At 71.2% G+C, this 12,929-nt stretch carries 13 protein-coding genes and 1 pseudogene; 3 read left to right on the top strand and 11 right to left on the bottom strand.

Features of this window, described 5'->3' with window-relative positions:
* Positions 1 to 122 precede the first annotated feature (122 nt).
* The 7 genes from truB to rimP form a co-directional block, all read right to left on the bottom strand.
* The gene (gene truB, locus PV679_RS35225; protein ID WP_319685343.1) at positions 123 to 1,022 is read right to left on the bottom strand and encodes a tRNA pseudouridine(55) synthase TruB; all 900 of its coding nucleotides are present in this window, start codon (positions 1,020 to 1,022) and stop codon (positions 123 to 125) included.
* On the bottom strand, positions 1,019 to 1,489 hold the full coding sequence (gene rbfA, locus PV679_RS35220) for a 30S ribosome-binding factor RbfA (RefSeq protein WP_319685342.1): 471 nt from the start codon (positions 1,487 to 1,489) through the stop codon (positions 1,019 to 1,021). Before rbfA ends, truB begins: the two co-directional genes overlap by 4 nt.
* Positions 1,490 to 1,529: 40 nt before the next feature.
* On the bottom strand, positions 1,530 to 1,823 hold the full coding sequence (locus PV679_RS35215) for a DUF503 domain-containing protein (RefSeq protein ID WP_319685341.1): 294 nt from the start codon (positions 1,821 to 1,823) through the stop codon (positions 1,530 to 1,532).
* Between the two features lie 138 nt (positions 1,824 to 1,961).
* Positions 1,962 to 5,102, bottom strand: a complete 3,141-nt coding sequence (gene infB / locus PV679_RS35210; protein ID WP_319685338.1) for a translation initiation factor IF-2 — start codon at positions 5,100 to 5,102, stop codon at positions 1,962 to 1,964.
* 149 nt (positions 5,103 to 5,251) lie between these two features.
* Positions 5,252 to 5,542, bottom strand: coding sequence for a YlxR family protein (locus PV679_RS35205; RefSeq protein ID WP_319685347.1), 291 nt, complete (start codon positions 5,540 to 5,542; stop codon positions 5,252 to 5,254).
* Positions 5,543 to 5,673: 131 nt separating this feature from the next.
* Positions 5,674 to 6,753 carry a transcription termination factor NusA gene (gene nusA / locus PV679_RS35200; protein WP_319685336.1) on the bottom strand — a complete coding sequence of 360 codons (1,080 nt, stop codon included), beginning with the start codon at positions 6,751 to 6,753 and terminating at the stop codon, positions 5,674 to 5,676.
* A 2-nt stretch (positions 6,754 to 6,755) separates the two neighbouring features.
* Positions 6,756 to 7,253: a ribosome maturation factor RimP gene (gene rimP, locus PV679_RS35195; RefSeq protein WP_319685333.1), complete on the bottom strand. Its 498-nt coding sequence runs from the start codon at positions 7,251 to 7,253 to the stop codon at positions 6,756 to 6,758.
* Between the two features lie 151 nt (positions 7,254 to 7,404).
* Between rimP and PV679_RS35190 the strand changes: the two genes are divergently transcribed.
* Genes PV679_RS35190 through PV679_RS35180 form a run of 3 tightly spaced genes read left to right on the top strand, consistent with a single transcriptional unit; the run spans position 7,405 to position 9,289 of the window.
* Entirely contained in the window at positions 7,405 to 7,941 is a 537-nt protein-coding gene (locus tag PV679_RS35190) for a hypothetical protein (protein WP_319685331.1), read from the top strand.
* Positions 7,938 to 8,363, top strand: coding sequence for a ferritin-like domain-containing protein (locus PV679_RS35185; RefSeq protein WP_319685329.1), 426 nt, complete (start codon positions 7,938 to 7,940; stop codon positions 8,361 to 8,363). The genes PV679_RS35190 and PV679_RS35185 overlap by 4 nt, the downstream gene beginning before the upstream one ends.
* Positions 8,364 to 8,395: 32 nt before the next feature.
* On the top strand, positions 8,396 to 9,289 hold the full coding sequence (locus PV679_RS35180) for an aminoglycoside phosphotransferase family protein (protein WP_319685326.1): 894 nt from the start codon (positions 8,396 to 8,398) through the stop codon (positions 9,287 to 9,289).
* 106 nt (positions 9,290 to 9,395) lie between these two features.
* Here PV679_RS35180 and PV679_RS35175 read toward each other — a convergent pair whose 3' ends face one another.
* The 4 genes and pseudogenes from PV679_RS35175 to PV679_RS35160 form a co-directional block, all read right to left on the bottom strand.
* Positions 9,396 to 11,087 carry a proline--tRNA ligase gene (locus PV679_RS35175; RefSeq protein ID WP_319685324.1) on the bottom strand — a complete coding sequence of 564 codons (1,692 nt, stop codon included), beginning with the start codon at positions 11,085 to 11,087 and terminating at the stop codon, positions 9,396 to 9,398.
* Between the two features lie 79 nt (positions 11,088 to 11,166).
* Positions 11,167 to 11,736, bottom strand: a complete 570-nt coding sequence (locus PV679_RS35170) for a GNAT family N-acetyltransferase (protein WP_319685322.1) — start codon at positions 11,734 to 11,736, stop codon at positions 11,167 to 11,169.
* A 16-nt stretch (positions 11,737 to 11,752) separates the two neighbouring features.
* The gene (locus tag PV679_RS35165) at positions 11,753 to 12,595 is read right to left on the bottom strand and encodes a GNAT family N-acetyltransferase (RefSeq protein ID WP_319685345.1); all 843 of its coding nucleotides are present in this window, start codon (positions 12,593 to 12,595) and stop codon (positions 11,753 to 11,755) included.
* Between the two features lie 181 nt (positions 12,596 to 12,776).
* Positions 12,777 to 12,929, bottom strand: a pseudogene (locus PV679_RS35160) (4-hydroxy-3-methylbut-2-en-1-yl diphosphate synthase); the annotation flags it as partial.

Below are 12,929 nucleotides of genomic sequence, written 5' to 3'. Positions count from 1 at the left end.
TTTTTAAAAAGGAGATGGCAAACGGTGTGCTCTTTGTGTCTGGGGGGCCGGGGGTGTGGTAAAGGGGGAGGGGGATCGTGGAGCGGCCCGGCGGGCCGGGCCGCTCCACGATGGGGCCGGCCTCAGCCGAAGACGGCGAGGCTCTTGGCCTTCCCGTTCTGTTCCTCGACGAGGGCCAGGAAGCGGCCCTCGGGATCGAACGCCGCGACCGGCCCGGAGTCGTACGCGGGCATGTCGAGCCGTACGCCGTTGAGCAGCAGCTTGGCCCGCTTCTCGTCCACGTCCCAGCGCGCGAACGCCGCCGCTGCCGCGTCCGCGACGGGCATGACGGTCAGCTCCTCCTGGAGCTGGTCGAGCGTCCTCGCCGCGTCCAGCGCGTACGGGCCGACCCGGGTCCTGCGCAGTGCGGTGAGATGGCCGCCGACGCCGAGCCCGGCGCCGAGGTCACGGGCGAGGGCTCGGATGTACGTACCGGAGGAGCAGACGACGGAGACGACCAGGTCGAGGACCGGCGTGCCGTCGTCCGCGACGGCCTCGCGGACGTCGTAGAGCCGGAACGACGAGACGGTCACCGGCCGGGCCGGGATCTCGAACTCCTCACCGCCGCGCACGCGCGCGTACGACCGCTTGCCGTCGATCTTGATGGCGCTGACCTTCGACGGCACCTGCATGATGGGGCCGCTCAGCGCGGCGATGCCGGCGTCGATGGCCTCCCGCTTCACCGCCGAGGCGTCGGTGGAGGAGGTGATCTCTCCTTCCGCGTCGTCGGTGACGGTGTCCTGGCCGAGCCTGATGGTGCCGAGGTATTCCTTCTCGGTCAGTGCGAGATGTCCGAGGAGTTTGGTGGCCCGCTCCACGCCGAGGACGAGAACGCCCGTCGCCATGGGGTCGAGTGTGCCCGCGTGGCCGACGCGCCGGGTCCTGGCGATCCCGCGCATCTTGGCGACGACGTCGTGCGAGGTGAAGCCCGACGGCTTGTCCACGATGACAAGCCCGTCGGGCGTCCTGGTCTGCTGAGTCATTCCGCGGCGGCGCCGTCCGTGTCGTCGGCGGCGGCGGCTTCGGCTTCGTCCTCGGCCTTGCGGTACGGGTCGGCACCGGCCGCGTACGCCTTGCCGGTCGACACCTCCCGTACCTCCGCGTCCTTGGCGCGCGCCCGGTCGAGGAGATCCTCTATGGTGCGGGCGTTGTCGGGCAGGGCGTCCGGAACGAACGCCAGGGAGGGCGTGAAGCGGACGCCGGTCTGGCGGCCCACCTCGGAGCGGAGGACGCCCTTGGCGCTCTCCAGGGCCGCGGCGGACGCCGCGCGCTCCTCCTCGTCGCCGTAGACCGTGTAGAAGACCGTGGCCTCCCGCAGGTCGCCGGTGACACGGGCGTCCGTGATGGTCACAAAGCCCAGTCGCGGGTCTTTGATACGGCGGTCCAGGGTCTCCGCGACCACGACCTGGATGCGATCGGCCAACTTGCGGGCCCGCGCGTTGTCGGTCACCGGTCCGTCACTCTTCCTTCTGGGTTTCTTGTCTGGCAGGTCAGTCTTCGTGGCCGTACAGCCGTCGGCGTACGGACAGCAGCTCCACCTCGGGATGACCGGCGACCATGCGCTCGCAGCGGTCGAGTACGTCCGTGAGATGCGTCCAGTCCCCGGAGACCACCGCCAGGCCGATCTCGGTCCTGCGATGGAGGTCCTGGTCGCCGGTCTCCGCCACGCTCACCGCGAATTTACGCTGGAGCTCGGCGACGATCGGCCGGACGACGGAGCGTTTCTCCTTCAACGACCGTACGTCGCCGAGGAGCAGATCGAAGGACAGCGTCCCCACATACATGCATGTCCGGATGTCCCGCCGGTACGGGTTCAGACGCCTGCCAGCGCTTGGCAGGAACACAAGAACCGTACACGCAGCGGCCGGGGCCGATCGACGGAAATACCTCCCGTCGACCGGCCCCGGACCGGTTCACGCGTGTCAGCCGCGCGGCTTCTCGCGCATCTCGTAGGTCGCGATGACGTCGTCGATCTTGATGTCGTTGAAGTTTCCGAGGTTGATACCGCCCTCGAAGCCTTCGCGGATCTCGGTGACGTCGTCCTTGAAGCGGCGCAGACCCTGGATGTTGAGGTCCTCCGCGATGACCTTGCCATCGCGGATGAGCCGGGCCTTGGTGTTCCGCTTGACCTCGCCGGAGCGGATGAGAACACCCGCGATGTTGCCCAGCTTGGACGAGCGGAAGACCTCGCGGATCTCCGCCGTACCGAGCTCGACCTCTTCGTACTCCGGCTTGAGCATGCCCTTGAGGGCCGACTCGATCTCTTCGATCGCCTGGTAGATGACCGAGTAGTACCGGACGTCCACACCTTCGCGCTCGGCCATCTGCGCGGCACGCCCCGCGGCGCGCACGTTGAAGCCGATCACGATGGCGTCGGAGCCCATGGCCAGGTCGATGTCCGACTCGGTCACGGCACCCACACCGCGGTGCAGGACCCGGATGTCGACCTCTTCGCCGACGTCGAGCTGGAGCAGCGAGGACTCAAGAGCCTCCACCGAACCGGACGCGTCGCCCTTGATGATGAGGTTGAGTTCCTGCACCAGGCCGGCCTTGAGGGCCTCGTCCAGATTCTCCAGGGAGAACCGGACACCCCTGCGGGCGAAGGCCGCGTTCCGCTCACGGGCGGCACGCTTCTCGGCGATCTGCCGTGCGGTGCGGTCCTCGTCGACGACCAGGAAGTTGTCGCCGGCGCCGGGGACGTTGGTGAGACCCAGGACCAGGACGGGCGTCGACGGAGTCGCTACGTCGACGTTGTTGCCGTTGTCGTCGAGCATCGCCCGGACTCGGCCGTACGCGTCACCGGCGACCATCGTGTCACCGACGCGCAGCGTGCCGCGCTGGACGAGCACGGTGGCGACGGCGCCGCGACCACGGTCGAGGTGCGCCTCGATGGCGATACCCTGCGCGTCCTGTTCCGGGTTGGCCCGGAGGTCGAGCGAGGCATCGGCGGTGAGGACCACGGCCTCCAGCAGGCTGTCGATGTTCAGACCCTGCTTGGCGGAGATGTCGACGAACATGGTGTCGCCGCCGTACTCCTCGGCCACGAGACCGAACTCGGTGAGCTGACCGCGCACCTTGGTCGGGTCCGCGCCCTCGACGTCGATCTTGTTGACGGCGACGACGATCGGGACGTCCGCGGCCTTGGCGTGGTTGAGCGCCTCGATCGTCTGCGGCATCACACCGTCGTTGGCCGCGACCACCAGGATCGCGATGTCGGTGGACTTGGCACCACGGGCACGCATGGCGGTGAACGCCTCGTGACCCGGGGTGTCGATGAAGGTGATCCTGCGCTCTTCACCGTTGACGTCCGTGGCGACCTGGTACGCACCGATGTGCTGCGTGATACCGCCGGCCTCGCCCGCGACGACGTTCGTCTTGCGGATCGCGTCCAGCAGCCTGGTCTTACCGTGGTCGACGTGACCCATGACGGTGACGACCGGCGGACGGGACACGAGGAACTCCTCGCCGCCCTCGTCCTCGCCGAACTCGATGTCGAAGGACTCAAGCAGCTCGCGGTCCTCCTCCTCCGGGCTGACGATCTCGACGACGTAGTTCATCTCGCCGGCGAGCAGGTGGAGGGTCTCGTCGGAGACGGACTGCGTGGCAGTGACCATCTCGCCGAGGTTCATCATCACGGCGACGAGCGACGCCGGGTTGGCGTTGATCTTCTCCGCGAAGTCGGTGAGGGACGCACCGCGCGACAGGCGGACGGACTGTCCGTTGCCGCGAGGCAGCATCACTCCGCCGACCGACGGGGCCTGCATGGCCTCGTACTCCTGGCGCCTCTGCCGCTTCGACTTACGGCCACGACGGGCGGGCCCGCCGGGACGGCCGAACGCGCCCTGTGTGCCACCGCGGCCACCGGGACCACCCGGACGTCCGCCGAAGCCGGGACGGCCACCGCCGCCACCGAAACCGCCGCCGCCACCGGGACGACCGGGGGCGCCACCGCCACCGCCGCCACCGGGACGACCGGCGAAGCCACCGCCGCCACCGCCACCAGGACGACCGGCGAAGCCGCCGCCACCACCGGGACGACCGCCACCGCCGCCACCGGGACGACCGGCGCCCGCGGGACCACGGCCACCGCCGGGGCCGCCACCGGGACGCGGACCGGCCGCGGGACGCTGCGGCATCATGCCCGGGTTCGGACGGTTACCACCGGGGCCACCGCCGGGGCCGCCCGCGGAGCGGGGAGCCTGCGGACGCGGCATGCCACCGGGGGTCGGGCGTCCGCCCTGACCACCGGCACCGGCACCGGGACGGGGACCGCCCTGACCGGCGCCCTGCGGACGCGAACCACCCGGGGCACCGGGGCCGCCGGGACGCGGAGCGCCGCCGGGACGAGGCGCCTGCGGGCGCGCCATACCGGTGGAGCCACCCGAGGTGAAGGGGTTGTTGCCCGGACGCGGGCCCGCGGGCCTGCCACCGGGACGCGGGGCCTGGCCGGGACGTGCGCCGCCGGAGCGGCCGCCCTGGCGCTGGTCACCCTGACGCTGGTCACCCTGGCGCTGATCGCCCTGGCGCTGGTCACCTTGACGCTGATCGCCCTGGCCGCCCGTAGGACGGTTGGACGGACGCGGGCCGGGGGTCGCACCGGGCCGGGGACCGGCGGCCGGGGCCGACGGAGGCGCGGTGAACTCCGGGACGGCCGGAGCGGCGGGCGCGGGCTTCGCCGCGGCCGGAGGCTTCGGCGCGGCCGGGGCCGGACGCGGTCCGGGGCTCGGCGCGGCCGAGGGGGTGCTGCTCTTGGGGGCCTCGGCGACGGCCGGCTTGGGAGCCGGGACACCGGGCTTGGGGGCAGCGGGACGGGCCGCCTGCGCCGGAGAGGGCGCGGCAGGCCTGGCGGGGGTCGCCTTGCGCGGCGCTCCGGGCTTGGCGGCGGTCTTGCCGCCATTGCCTCCGGGGCCCTGCAGGGCATCAGTCAGTTTGCGTACAACCGGCGCCTCGATCGTCGAGGACGCCGAACGGACGAATTCACCGAGTTCTTGGAGCTTGGCCATGACGACCTTGCTCTCCACGCCGAACTCCTTGGCGAGTTCGTATACCCGGACCTTAGCCACTTCGCTCCTTTTAGGTCCGGGTTACCGCCGGACCGTCGCTACTTCATGGGCGTACTCATCGCGTACTCATCGAGTGCTCATCGCAATCTCGACCTACTTCCAACTCGCGAGGTACCTGAACCGCACGGGGTCCCGTGCCGTACTTCTTCTTACGGTGCGGCTTGCTCTGTGATTGCCTGAACGGCCCGGCGCACTTCCGCGCTGTCGAGCGGTCCCTGGACCCGGAAGGCCCGGGGGAACGCCCGGCGGCGGACCGCCAGATCGAAACAGACCAAGGCGGGGTGCATATACGCACCCCGGCCGGGCAGCGTACCGCGTTGATCGGGAACACATTGTCCATCGACCACCACGATGCGCAGCAGTTCGCTCTTGGCCGCTTGCTCCCGGCACCCCACGCATGTTCGCTCAGGGCAGCTTCGGTCGCTCGTCCGGCCAGACATGTTCAAGTCTACCTCCCCGCGCCGACCTCACCCGTTCGGGGCAAGATTCGAACACTCACTGGCCAAAAAGATCGGCTCCGGGATCCGGCGGGGCCACCGCGGCGGCCGCCGCCGGTCATGTCCGGCCGGTGTCAGCGACGGACGTCGCCGCCGCGCGCCGCACCGCGGTCGCGGTCCCGGTCACCCGCGCGGTCGCCGCTCCGCTCACGGTCGCGGTCGCCCTCGTCGTCCGCCTGCTCCGTGTCCGGGCGGATGTCGATGCGCCAGCCGGTGAGCCGCGCGGCGAGGCGGGCGTTCTGGCCTTCCTTGCCGATCGCCAGCGAGAGCTGGTAGTCCGGCACGGTCACCCGCGCGGAACGGGCACCGAGGTCGACGACCTCGACCTTGCTGACCCGGGCCGGCGACAGCGCGTTCGCCACCATCTCGGCCGGGTCGTCCGACCAGTCGACGATGTCGATCTTCTCGCCGAGCAGCTCGGCCATGACATTGCGTACCCGCCCGCCCATCGGGCCGATGCAGGCGCCCTTGGCGTTGAGACCGGAGCGGGTCGACCGTACGGCGATCTTGGTGCGGTGGCCGGCCTCACGGGCGATGGCGGCGATCTCGACGGAACCGTCCGCGATCTCCGGGACCTCCAGCGCGAAGAGCTTCTTCACCAGATTGGGGTGGGTACGGGACAGGGTCACCGAAGGACCGCGCACACCCTTGGCCACCCGGACCACGTAGGTACGCAGCCGCAGACCGTGCGTGTACTCCTCGCCCGGCACCTGTTCCTGCACCGGAAGGATGGCCTCCAGCTTGTCGTCCAGCTTGACGAGGACGTTCCTGGGGTCCTTGCCCTGCTGGACCAGCCCGGCGACCACGTCGCCCTCGCGGCGGGCGTACTCACCGAAGGTGACGTCGTTCTCCGCGTCCCGCAGCCGCTGCTGGATGACCTGGCGCGCCGTGGTCGCGGCGATCCGGCCGAAGTCGGACGGCGTGTCGTCGAACTCCTTGGGCTCCTGCCCCTCGTCCAGATCGGCCGGGTCCTCCTTGGCCCACACCGTGACATGACCGTTGTCCCGGCTGAGCACGACACGGGCGTGCCGGCGGCTGCCGTCCGTGCGGTGGTAGGCGATGAGGAGGGCCGATTCGATCGCCTCGACCAGCAGATCGAAGGGGATCTCCTTCTCTTGTGCCAAGCCCTTCAGGAGCTTCACATCGATGTCCACGGCTACGCCTCCTCTTCCTTCTTGTCCTTGCGGTTGAACTCGATCTCCACGCGCGCCTTGGCGATCTCCGTGAAGGCGATCCGGCGGGCGGTGGGCTTGCGCCCCTTCACGCCCGGCACTTCGAGGTCGAGTCCCTCGTCGTCCACACCGAGGACGCGGGCCACCAGCTCGCCGCCCTCGTGCAGTTGGAGCCTGGCCAGCCGGCCGACGGCACGCAGATAGTGGCGGCGCTCGGTCAGCGGGCGCTCGGCTCCGGGAGAGGTGACTTCGAGCTGGTACTCGTCCTCGCCCATCGCGTCCGTCTCGTCGAGCTTGTCGGAGATGGTGCGGCTGAGCTCGGCGCACTCGTCGAGGTCCACGCCGTCGTCGGAATCCACCACGACTCTCAGCACACGGCGCCTGCCCGCCCGGGACACCTCGATCTCTTCCAGATCCAGGTCCTTCGCGGCGACGAGCGGTTCCAGCAGTCCGCGGAGCCTTTCGCTCTGGGTGGTGCTCATCCGGGTGACTCCTCGGCCGCGTGTGCTGTTGTGGGATCGTCGTGTGTCAGATCAAAGGGTATCCGGTCCCAAGGGGTGTTGCCGTCCACCCGCGAGTGACCCGCAGGTACGCTCGCCTGCGAAGATCATCACGAGTCCCGAGGAGAGACGCGTGGGGCGCACGGGGAAGACACGGAGACACGCGCTCATTGCCGCGGGTGCCGCGACGGCCGGTCTGCTGACCGCCTGCTCGACGGATACGGCGGACGGGCACACGTCCGGAGGCCCGGCGGGCGCCGCGGCCCGTGCCGAGAGCGCGCTGCGCCTGCGTTCCGCCGGGACCAGCCGGGAGTTACTGGGCCGGTACGACGCGGTGCTGAAGCGGCATCCGGACCGGAGCGGACAGCTCACGCCGCTGCGTGCGGCTGTGGCGCGGCATGTGTCGGCGCTGTCCCCGGAGACCCGGCCGGGGACGCCGTCACCCGCCGTCTCCACCGCCTCCGCCGGAACGGCCGCCCGGGGCTCGTCGGTTGTCGCGGACGACCCGGCCGAGGCGCTCCGCGCGCTGGCCGCAGCCGAGCGCCGTACCGCCGACGCGCACACCGCCGCGCTGATGGAAGCGCCTCCGGAACTGGCCCGGCTGCTGGCCTCCCTCGCCGCCGCGAGCGCCGCCCACGCCTATCTGCTGACGGAAGGATCCCGCTCGTGAGCACCGGTGCGCTGGCCGCCGCGCAGGCCGCACTCGCGGCGGAGCACGCCGCTGTGTACGGGTACGGAGTCGTCGGCGGACGCGTCGGCGCGGCGCGGCGGCGCGAGGCTTCCGACGCGCACGCCGGGCACCGGGCCCGCCGCGACGCGCTGGCGCGGACCGTGCGGGATCTGGGCGGGAAGCCGGCGGCGGCCGCCGCCGCGTACGCCCTGCCGTTCCCGGTGCCGGACGCCGCCGCCGCGGTGCGGCTCGCCGCCGGTCTGGAGGACCGCATCGCGGACGTCTACTCCGACCTCGTCCGCGCGGCCGAAGGGCCGCTGCGGCGGGAGGCGGCGGGCGCGCTGCGGGAGGCGGCGGTACGCGCGGTGCGCTGGCGCGGAAGCAGCGGCGTAGCCTTTCCTGGGCTCGCCGAGCGCGCGTGAGCCCTCGGGCTCTGAAAGGGAACAACGCGGGTATGGCTTTCGAACCGCCGCAGCGTCTGGTGCGCACGCTCGGCGAGACGTACGGGGACGCCGCCGCCGACTGGCTCGGAAAGCTGCCCGGGATCGCCGCGGAGGCGGTCGCACGGCGGGAGCTGCGCGTCGAACGGGTGGTGGCGCCGGGCGGCCGGAGCAGTCTGATGGTGCTCGGACGCCGGCCCGACGGCTCCGCCGCCGCGCTCAAGATCGCCCCGCCGTTCGCCGCCACGTCGCCGGAGCGGGCGGCGCTGGCGCACTGGAAGGGCTGGGGAGCGGTGGAGCTGCTCGACGCCGCCGAGGACGAGCTGCTGCTGGAACGTCTGCATCCCGAGGTGTCGCTGCGTTCCCTTCCCGAGGCGAAGGCGCTCCTCGAAGCGGCCGGCACGGTACGCAGGCTGTGGGTCGACCCGCCCGTGGACCACGGCTTCGAGACGGTCGCCGAGAGGTCCGCGCGCCAGGCGGCGGCGCTGCGGACGACGTCCGACGAGACTCTGGCACCGCTCGTCGCCGCGGCCCTCGCGGCGCGCGACGAACTCTGCGCCGACCCCGCCGCCGAGGTGCTGCTCCTGCATGGCGCCTTCCGCCAGGGCAAGGTCCTCGCGGGCGACCGCGCCCCGTGGCTGGCGGTGGGCCCGGAACCGCTGGTCGGCGAGCGCGCCTACGATCTGGCCCGGCTGGCCCGCGACCGGGTGGAGGATCTGGTGGCCGCGTCCTCCGGCGCCTCGTCGGCACGCCGCCGCGTCAACAGACTCGCCGACTCCCTGGACCTCGACCGCGAGCGGCTGCGCGGCTGGACCCTCTTCCGCGCGGTGGAGGCGGGCGTCCGCACTCTGCACGCGGGCCGCCGCCAGACCGCGGAGCTCCTGCTGGAGTTCGCCGGCTGGCTGTAGGAACACGTCCGGGACATGTCCTCGCACATCCGGACCTGGACGCCGGCGGTCACGGCTACGAGGCCCGGCGCCGGTGGCGCGGGCCTCGTGGCGTCCTCGGAGACCGTCAGGCCGTGAGGCGGGCGATCGCCTCCGCGACCGTCAGTTCCTCGCGCTCGCCCGTGCGGCGGTCCTTCAGTTCCAGCACGCCTTCGGCGGAGCGGCGGCCCGCCACCAGGATGTGAGGAACGCCGATCAGTTCGGCGTCGGTGAACTTCACGCCCGGCGAGACGCCGGGGCGCTCGTCCACCAGCACGCGCAGGCCGGCCGCCGAGAGCTGTTCGGAGACGTCCAGCGCCAGCTCCGTCTGGAGCGCCTTGCCCGCGGCCACGACATGGACGTCCGCCGGAGCGATCTCACGGGGCCAGCTCAGACCCTGTTCGTCGGCCGTCTGCTCGGCCAGGGCCGCCACGGCGCGCGAGACACCGATGCCGTACGAGCCCATGGTCACGCGCACCGGCTTGCCCTGCTGGCCCAGCACGTCGAGCTGGAAGGTGTCGGCGTACTTGCGGCCGAGCTGGAAGATGTGGCCGATCTCGATCGCGCGGTCGAGCTTGAGGCCGGTACCGCAGGCGGGACACGGGTCGCCCGCCTCGACCACGACCACGTCCAGGTAGTCGTCGACCTCGAAGTCCCGTCCGGCCACGACATTGCGCGCGTGGGTGTCGGGCTTGTTGGCGCCGGTGACCCAGGCGGTGCCGGGCGCCACACGTGGGTCCGCGATATAGCGGATCTTGAGGCCCTGCGGGCCGACATAGCCCCGGACGAGATCCGGCCGGTCCTCGAAGTCCTCGGCCGTCACCAGCTCCACCACGGCGGGCGCGAGATGCTCGCCGAGCTTGCCGAGGTCCACCTCTCGGTCACCGGGGACGCCCACCGCGGTGATCTCGCCGTCGACCTTGACGAGCAGATTCTTCAGGGTCGCCGAGGCGGGCACTCCGAGGTGCGCGGCCAGCGTCTCGATGGTCGGTGTGCCGGGCGTGTCCAGCTCCTCGACCGGCCCGTGCTCGGTGCTCTCGACCGGCGGCGCGACGAAGGTCACGGCCTCCGTGTTGGCCGCGTAGTCGCACGCCGGGCAGTCCACGAAGGTGTCCTCGCCCGCCGCGGCAGGCGCCAGGAACTCCTCGGAGGCCGAACCGCCCATCGCGCCGGAGACCGCCGACACGATCCGGAAGTCGAGGCCGAGACGGGCGAAGATCTTCTGGTACGCCGCACGGTGCAGCGCGTAGGACTCGGCCAGGCCCTCGTCCGTGGTGTCGAAGGAGTACGAGTCCTTCATCTGGAACTCGCGCCCGCGCAGCACACCGGAGCGCGGCCGGGCCTCGTCGCGGTACTTCGTCTGGATCTGGTAGAGCATCACCGGCAGGTCCTTGTAGGACGTGCACTGGTCCTTGACGACCTGGGTGAAGATCTCCTCGTGCGTCGGGCCCAGCAGATAGTCCGCGCCCTTGCGGTCCTTGAGGCGGAACAGCAGATCGCCGTACTCCTCCCAGCGTCCGCTCGCCTCGTACGGCTCCCGGGGCAGCAGCGCGGGCAGCAGCACCTCCTGCGCGCCGATCGCGTCCATCTCCTCGCGGACGACGCGCGAGACGTTGTCGAGGACCTTCTTGCCCAGCGGCAGCCAGCTCCAGATACCGGCCGACGTGCGGCGGACATAGCCGGCGCGGACGAGCAGCTTGTGGCTGAGGGTCTCGGCGTCCGCCGGGTCGTCGCGCAATGTCTTGACCATCAAACGGGACATGCGCTGGACCTGGGACATGGGGAGTACTCCTGCGTTCTCTCGGCTGATGCCTGGAGGTTAGCCGGGCCGCACCGGCAGGCGGAAATCAGTAAGGGTGTCAGCGGGGCCGGCGCAGCGGGAGCGGGGCGCCCATCACGGCGTACGGCTTGGATGCGCTCGGGAAGTGGACCTGGCGGGCCAGGTCCTCGTATCCGAGCGCGCGGTACAGACGCCGGGCCGGGCTCTCCGTGTCGATCGCGGACAGGATCGACCGCGGCTGCGCGGCGGTGTCCGTGATGGAGGTGATCAGCGCGCGGCCGATGCCCCGCGCCTGGAACCCGGGATGGACATGCAGCTCGGTGATCACGAAGGAGTCGTCGAGCCAGCCATCGGAGCCGGTGGCGCGCAGATGGGGTTCGACGACCGTGGACCACCAGTGGGCGCGCTCGTTCGGCAGGCCGTACACGAACCCGACGAGCCGGCCGGCCTCGGTGGTCGCGCCGAGGGCGCGGCAGCCCGGATACGTGAGATGCCGGAGCACGATATGACGGCGTACCCCGATCTCGTCGTCGCTGAGCCCGAAGGCGAGGGCCTGCACCGCGAGCGCCTCGTCGACGCGTGCGGCGAGATCGACCGGCCCTACCTGTACACCGGGGGTCCGGGGGTCGTCCCCGGGGATGCTCAGCATGAGCCGAACCCTACTTTCAGAAGAGCACGCTCATGAAGGCGCCCACCTCGCGGAAACCGACGCGTCGGTACGCGGCGCGGGCAGGGGTGTTGTAGTCGTTGACGTAGAGGCTCACCACCGGTGCGACATCGGCCAGCGCGTACCGTACGACGGCTGCCATGCCCGCCTCGGAGAGGCCCCTGCCGCGGTACTCGGGATCGACCCAGACGCCCTGGATCTGGCAGGCGCGCGAGGTGGCCGCGCCGATCTCGGCCTTGAAGACGACTCTGCCGTCCTCGATCCGGGCGAACGAGCGGCCCGCGCCGACCAGTTCGGCCACGCGCGCCTGGTAGAGCAGTCCGCCGTCGCCCGAGAGTGGCGAGATGCCGACCTCCTCGGTGAACATCGCCACGCAGGCCGGCATGATCAGTTCCAGCTCGTCCTTGCGGATCCGGCGTACCAGCGGGTCGGGCGCGACGGCGGCGGGGACCCGCTCGGTGACCATCAGCGGCTGGTTGGCGCGGACCTCGCGGGCCGGGCCCCAACTGGGCTCCAGCAGCCGCCACAGCTCGGCGGTGGCCTCGGCGGGACCGACGATCGAGGAGCAGCGGCGGCCGGTTCTGCGGCCGCGGTCGGCGAAGGCGCGCACGGCCTCGGGAGTGGCACAGATGGGGACGAGATTGGCCCCGGAGTAACAGAGCGAGCGCAGCCGCCCGTCCGCGTACCAGCCCCACATCTCGCCGCCCAGGCGCCAGGGGTCGAGTCCGGCGGCCTGAACACGCGATGTCACAAAGGCGTTGGCGACCGGCTCGCTCTCCAGAATGGCGAGCGCCGCGCCGAGTTCGCCGGGGTCGAGGACCCGGGTGGTGGTCTGCGTCAACACGAGGGGGCCTCATCATGCGGTCTGTTGATTCTCCGCACTGTACCTGCCGGTCTGGCGGCCTGTGGATCCGAGGCCCTCTCCGCCGCCGCCGGCAGCGGGTCCCGAGCCGGTGCCCGGAGGGCGGTGGCCGCGGGACCCGTCACCTCGCCGCCGGCCGCGCGGGCCGGTACGGAGCAGGTCAGCTCACCGAGACCTCGGGCTCGCCGGAGGAGACGCCGTCCTTCTCCATCTGCTCGGCGATCTTCAACGCCTCTTCGATCAGGGTCTCCACGATCTTCGACTCCGGCACGGTCTTGATGACCTCACCCTTGACGAAGATCTGACCCTTGCC

The sequence above is a fragment of the Streptomyces sp. AK02-01A genome, from assembly GCF_033795305.1.
Classification (GTDB): domain Bacteria; phylum Actinomycetota; class Actinomycetes; order Streptomycetales; family Streptomycetaceae; genus Streptomyces.
The sequence above is the reverse complement of the archived record's forward strand: the minus strand, read 5'-3'. Positions and strand labels throughout refer to the sequence as shown.

Bases quoted from the DNA above. Each gene is read 5' to 3' on its own strand.
- truB (WP_319685343.1), bottom strand. From the start codon at position 1,022: ATGACTCAGCAGACCAGGACGCCCGACGGGCTTGTCATCGTGGACAAG.
- PV679_RS35215 (WP_319685341.1), bottom strand. From the start codon at position 1,823: ATGTATGTGGGGACGCTGTCCTTCGATCTGCTCCTCGGCGACGTACGG.
- PV679_RS35205 (WP_319685347.1), bottom strand. From the start codon at position 5,542: ATGTCTGGCCGGACGAGCGACCGAAGCTGCCCTGAGCGAACATGCGTG.
- rimP (WP_319685333.1), bottom strand. From the start codon at position 7,253: ATGAGCACCACCCAGAGCGAAAGGCTCCGCGGACTGCTGGAACCGCTC.
- PV679_RS35180 (WP_319685326.1), top strand. From the start codon at position 8,396: ATGGCTTTCGAACCGCCGCAGCGTCTGGTGCGCACGCTCGGCGAGACG.
- PV679_RS35175 (WP_319685324.1), bottom strand. From the start codon at position 11,087: ATGTCCCAGGTCCAGCGCATGTCCCGTTTGATGGTCAAGACATTGCGC.
- PV679_RS35170 (WP_319685322.1), bottom strand. From the start codon at position 11,736: ATGCTGAGCATCCCCGGGGACGACCCCCGGACCCCCGGTGTACAGGTA.